This window comes from uncultured Campylobacter sp. (genome assembly GCF_938045595.1).
Classification (GTDB): Bacteria; Campylobacterota; Campylobacteria; order Campylobacterales; family Campylobacteraceae; genus Campylobacter_B.
Map to the genome: position 1 here is coordinate 1 of NZ_CALIBB010000249.1, position 3,409 is coordinate 3,409.

The following is a 3,409-nucleotide window of genomic DNA, read 5'->3' on the forward strand; positions in this document are numbered from 1 at the left end:
TGGATAAAGGCTTTGATTTTGAGCGCATAAAAGCCGCCGCAAAACAGCGCGCGGTAATCGCTGCGAAGGACGATTATATCGTGCCGTTTAGCTTTAGCCGCGAGTTAGCGGGGCAGATCGATGCTAAGTTTTACGAGGTGCAAAAAGGCGGGCATTTTTTGGATAGAGATGGCTTTACGAAGTTTGATCTAGTCTATGAAATTTTAGAAAAAATGATGAAGCTAAAGGGCTAGATTTGGGGCAGGCGCGCCCGCCCGATCGGTATTTGCTTCTGCATTTGCCGCTCGTATTTTCTCTACTGAAGCTTAGATTTGCTTTGCGGCTAAGATAAAAGTCTCGTCTTTAGCCTGCCGAAGGCTTCGTCGCCTGTACAGATAAGCCCGCAGCGCAATCGCCGTTTGCAAAGGCGAGCTTCGCGCTGTTTTGAAATTTTGCAAATGTCGCAGCGACATAAGCGTGTTCTGCATAAATGTCAAAGCGCGGCGGCTAGCGAGAATTTTATCCGTTCGCAAAATTTTGTCCGCAGCGAAATTTCACGCTCTTAAGCGCGGGCTAAATTCCGTGTCCAAGCCCGTGTCGCGCGAGAGATAAAATTTAGCGCTCGCGGCGGAGCTTTTGCGACGATAGAATTTTAAAATTTTAAAGCAAGCGGGATAAGCTAAATTTTAAATAGCACCCAGCTCGTACGCGTTAAATCCGCGCCCAAACCCGTGCTGCGCGAGAGATAAAATTTAGCGGGCGCGAAAGGCGCATAAGTTTAGCTTTCTTTTCGTTAAACACATACGAGATCACGAAAACGATCAGGCAAATAGGCGCGAACGCAAATGCAAAGGCCGCGTTCCAGCTGGCAGCCTGCTCGCCCCCAAAAATACTACGCCGCCAAACACGCCAAAAAGTCGCCGTAAAAAGCGCCGAGCGATAAATTCTCTACCGAAAAAAGTAGCAAACTGAGATTTGGATTTTTTACAAATAGCTTGCTTGGCTTAAAATTTTTATACCTTTTGAACAAATACCAAAACAGCGCGCAAGCTAAAATCGCAAATGTTGCCGCAAAAACGGCAATCCTTAGCGCGCCATCAAAAGGCAAAACCGCCAAAATCAATGCCGCCGCCCACCAATCAAGCAAGAAAACCATCGGCACCGCCAGCAAATATCTCGCCGTCCTGTGAAATTTATACCTTTGCTCCGCACTCACTATATCTTGTGCACTCCTTGACATTTTATCAGGGCATATTTGCCAATTCTTTTATCATACTCTCAACACTTTTGTCTATATTGGTTTTCGTAGTGCCACAGTTATCAAATTCTAAATAACTAATATTTTGTTTAAGATCTGATTTATGGTTCTCATACCAACTTAATTCTTTATTTATTTGCTCCATAAATTTTTCGTTATCAAAAAGATAGATGTAGGTAAAAGCCAATTTATTTCTATTTAGAATTATGCCATCTCCATTATATAGATAATACTCATGCTCGCCTACCAATTGAATTATCGGAGTAGTAAATCCCGCGCTATTTTTATCTAAATTTACGCTTATAAACTCCTGCGTCAAAACAATAGGCTTTAAATTGAGTAATTCAAAATAGATATATCTTGATTTATTATAAGATATATTTCTATCTCGGTTTATTTCCAATACTTTATCATACGTTATTTTATTGCCATACCCATAAGCAGCATAATAATTCAGCATTTTATTATAGATATCTCTACATTCGTTGATGCCCTTAAATTTTTTACAATCGTTACTCCTCACAGTATAAAGAATTATTTTGCCTTTTTCAAAAAAATCCAAAATCGCTCTTTTATACAGCTCCTCTTTTGGCAAAATTCTGTTTTCTTTGAGGCAATAGCCCTGCTTGTATTTGTCGTAGTCGGAAGTAGAAACTACGGCGAAGCCTCGTGAAGTGGAATAATCGGGGATGATGCGGATGAATGCGGCGCAGAGTATTATTATAAGAAGTAGCGTGCCTGCTAGGGCTTTAAATTTAATAGACCTGTAGAATTTCATATCATTTCTTTTCTATCCATCCATTCGTTAGAGGCTAATTCTTTCGGACCAGGAGGAGTTTTCTTCCCCCACAAATAATAACTCAATATATCGGCTCCGTAATTACCCTCTAAGTCTAATCTTAGATCAGTTTCTTTTTTGCTCATCTCTTATCCTTTTTCGGTTACATTCGTTAAGATAAAATTTCGACTAACTTTATCCGCCGTGAATCCACATATCCAGCTCCTGTTCCGCCGGGGCTTTGATATTAAAATCTATATTTCCGCAATTATCGTATGAGAATTTACGTCGCAGATTTTTCATATGGGTATAAGCCAAGACTTCGTTAAGGCTTTCTAAGTTCTCATATCCGTTTTTTATTCGTATTAAATTTTCTTTGCTTTTGATTTTTGTTAAATCTTCTTTATTGTTAAGCTCAATATACCAACTTATATAATCAGGTCTGGCATAATTCACAAAAAATTGATTCTCTTTTATTAAAAATGATTTTTCTAAAAACATTTTTCCGTTATGAAATGGATTTTTCTCTTCGGATAAGATGATAGGCTTTTTAAAGCCTAAAATTTCATCCTTATACACAAAGTATTTGGATAGATCGGAGATATCTATTTGCGTCTTGTCTTTTATCTCATAATCAAAACTCTTTCTATCGGTATTTTCAACTAAAAAATCAAACCAGTTTTCTTCATTAAAATCGCCGATTAGATAGAGCTTGGAGATGCGCGCCGTATAAAAACTATGGCCGAAATTTTTTATATCGTGCTCATCGATAATGGTATTTCGCAAAATTTCATAGTCGTGATATCTTTTAAAATAATTTGTAGCCGCATTTTGAAGCAACTCTTCGTTACTCAGAATTCTATTCTCTTTTAGACAATATCCCTTTTGATATTTGTAATAGCTAAAAATAGTAACTACACAGGAGCCTTGCGAAGTGGAGTAATCTGGCACGATACGGATAAATGCGGCGCAGAAAAGTAGTGCCGCGGCTAGGATTTTGAATTTAAGTTTGCGAAATTTCATTACGATCCTTTAGGCGCCGCCCGCAAGGCTAGCACACCTCGCCGCTGCGTTAAATTTATACCTTTGTTCCGCATTCATCGCCCCGACCTTTTTAAATTTGAGATAAGCTTTAGCGACGCTCAAAGTTTTCTGCCTAGCACCAAAACCTCTTTGCATCGCTAAATTTTATATCTCGCGCTAGCCAATTTTAAATCGCCGAAACATTTAAATTTTTGGTTCTCGCAGCGCTTAAATTTCACTCGGCGCGGCGCGTAAAATTTAGCGGTGCGGCGCCAAAAATTTCAGATAAGCTCTAAAGCCGCGCCTTAGTTTTATGCCGGCAAAATTTAATCGCGCCGCAAAAAGCTACTCCGCTGCGCAAAATTTAACCG

At 39.4% G+C, this 3,409-nt stretch carries 5 protein-coding genes; 1 reads left to right on the top strand and 4 read right to left on the bottom strand.

Annotated elements, in window-relative coordinates:
• Nucleotides 1-233 (top strand): alpha/beta hydrolase (locus Q0340_RS09545; RefSeq protein ID WP_298083111.1); only part of this gene is annotated, 233 nt, incomplete at its 5' end.
• Between the two features lie 638 nt (nucleotides 234-871).
• Here Q0340_RS09545 and Q0340_RS09550 read toward each other — a convergent pair.
• Genes Q0340_RS09550 through Q0340_RS09565 form a run of 4 tightly spaced genes read right to left on the bottom strand, consistent with a single transcriptional unit; the run spans nucleotide 872 to nucleotide 3,038 of the window.
• Entirely contained in the window at nucleotides 872-1,195 is a 324-nt protein-coding gene (locus Q0340_RS09550; RefSeq protein WP_298083112.1) for a hypothetical protein, read from the bottom strand.
• A gap of 28 nt (nucleotides 1,196-1,223) precedes the next feature.
• Nucleotides 1,224-2,015 (bottom strand): hypothetical protein, encoded by a 792-nt coding sequence (locus Q0340_RS09555; protein ID WP_298083113.1) that lies wholly within the window; start codon nucleotides 2,013-2,015, stop codon nucleotides 1,224-1,226.
• Nucleotides 2,012-2,161: a hypothetical protein gene (locus Q0340_RS09560; RefSeq protein WP_298083114.1), complete on the bottom strand. Its 150-nt coding sequence runs from the start codon at nucleotides 2,159-2,161 to the stop codon at nucleotides 2,012-2,014. The genes Q0340_RS09555 and Q0340_RS09560 overlap by 4 nt, the downstream gene beginning before the upstream one ends.
• Before the next feature lie 49 nt (nucleotides 2,162-2,210).
• Nucleotides 2,211-3,038, bottom strand: a complete 828-nt coding sequence (locus tag Q0340_RS09565; protein ID WP_298083115.1) for a hypothetical protein — start codon at nucleotides 3,036-3,038, stop codon at nucleotides 2,211-2,213.
• Between the last annotated feature and the right edge of the window lie 371 nt (nucleotides 3,039-3,409).